Source organism: Paraburkholderia sp. (assembly GCF_036488505.1).
Taxonomy (GTDB): domain Bacteria; phylum Pseudomonadota; class Gammaproteobacteria; order Burkholderiales; family Burkholderiaceae; genus Paraburkholderia.
The window spans coordinates 1-1768 of the sequence record NZ_DASXHN010000214.1 but is presented as its reverse complement, the minus strand read 5'-3'; the positions used below and the strand labels follow the sequence as shown (position 1 = coordinate 1768).

Genomic DNA, 1768 nt, shown 5'->3' with positions numbered 1-1768 from the left:
CAACGCACGGCGGAAGGCCTTGGCGCCCTCTTCAAAGCGTCGCATGCCGAGCAGCGCATTGCCGAAGTTATTCCAGGTCGCGGCGTCCAGCGGTTGCAGGCGCAGCGCTTTTTCGAAGGCATCGGCGGCGTCTTCGTGGCGGCCCGCGGCCGCGTACGCATTGCCGAGGTTGTACTGCGCAAGCGAAAAACCCGGTTGCAGATGTAGCGCGTTGCGGAACCGCTCGATCGCGTCGTCGATCCGGCCCAGCGCTTTAAGCGCGTTGCCAAGATTGAGCTGCAAGCCGGCGTCGGCGGGGCGCAGATCCACCGCGCGACGCACCAGTTCGGCCGCTTCCGCGTGCTGGCCCTGTTGATGGCGCAGCACGCCGAGCAGATGAAGTGCGTCGACGTGGGAAGGCTCTGCGGCAAGCGCGGCCTGATAGTCGCGTTCCGCTTCGGTTAGACGGCCATCGCGATGCGCCGCGAAGCCACGCGCAAAAACTGTATCCATTGAGGAAGATTGAATGCAAACGCCTCATTTTTACACACGTTCGCCGCCGATCCGGATTTTTGCATTGACGCGCGCGGTTTCACTTCTGTAACATGTGAACACTTGTTCATATGTTGGCTGATCTATCTTGTCTTCTCCTTTTATCGCAACCGATGAGCGCGTCGTTCCGCTCGCCGACCTGTTCCGCCTGCTGGGCGATCCCACGCGGCTGCGTATCGTGCTGACGTGTGTCGACCGGCGCTGCGCGGTGGGGGCGATCGCGGAATCGCTCGGGTTGTCGGCATCGCTTGTCAGCCATCACCTGCGTTTGCTGCGGGCGGCGCGGATCGTTCGCGCCGAGCGTGAAGGCAAGCAGGTTTTCTATCTCGCCGCCGACAACCACATCAGCGCCATGCTGGCCGAATTGCTCGAGCACGTTGCCGAGCCGCAAGCCGACTTCCGACCGGATAACGAGTAAATGGAACCTCAATCGAAGCAACAGCATGAGCACGCTGATGAGCACAAACACGACGACCATGACCACCAGCACAAGCAAGGTCACGCTCACAACCACGGCGCCGGCGGCCATCATCACCATCAGGCGCCGCAAGCAGGCCAGGGCCGCGCGTTCGCGATCGCGGTCGGGCTGAACCTGCTGATTGTGGTCGTGCAGGCCGTGTACGGTTTCATCGCGCATTCCACTGCGCTGCTCGCCGACGCCGGCCACAATCTCTCCGATGTCCTCGGCCTGCTCCTCGCCTGGGGCGCCGTCTGGCTCGGCACGCACAAACCGTCGGAACGCTACACCTTCGGACTGGGCAGTTCGTCGATACTCGCTTCGCTCGCCAACGCCGCGCTGCTGCTTTTCGCATGCGGTGCGATTGTGCTTGAAGCCGTGCAGCGGTTGCTCAATCCGGCGCCGGTCGCGGGGCTCGACGTGTCTATCGTCGCGACGCTCGGCATGGTCGTCAACGGCTTCTCGGCGTGGCTCTTCATGCGCGGCAGCAAGGAGGACCTGAACGTGCGCGGCGCTTTCCTGCACATGGCCGCCGACGCCGCCATTTCCGCCGCGGTCGCCGTCAGCGGTCTCGCGATCCTGTTCACGGGCGCGAACTGGCTTGATCCGGTAATGAGCATCGTCGTGGTCGGCGTGATCGTGGTGGGCACGTGGGGGCTCGGCCGCGACGCGATGCGGCTCGCGATGGGCGCGGTCCCGCCTGGTGTGGACAAGCCGGGTATCGAACAGTATCTGGCGGGTTTGCCGGGCGTGACCGACGTCCACGATCTCCATGTCTGG

3 protein-coding genes are annotated in these 1768 nt (G+C 63.9%); 2 read left to right on the top strand and 1 reads right to left on the bottom strand.

The genetic code is table 11. The annotated features are described in order from the left end of the window. A partial coding sequence (locus tag VGH68_RS13100) for a tetratricopeptide repeat protein (RefSeq protein ID WP_331604053.1) occupies window positions 1-492 on the bottom strand: 492 nt, incomplete at its 3' end. A 127-nt stretch (window positions 493-619) separates the two neighbouring features. Here VGH68_RS13100 and VGH68_RS13095 point away from each other — a divergent pair. Both VGH68_RS13095 and VGH68_RS13090 read left to right on the top strand, forming a co-directional pair. Further along, window positions 620-949 (top strand): metalloregulator ArsR/SmtB family transcription factor, encoded by a 330-nt coding sequence (locus VGH68_RS13095; RefSeq protein ID WP_331604052.1) that lies wholly within the window; start codon window positions 620-622, stop codon window positions 947-949. Then, on the top strand, window positions 950-1768 hold an 819-nt coding region (locus VGH68_RS13090; RefSeq protein ID WP_331604051.1), incomplete at its 3' end, for a cation diffusion facilitator family transporter.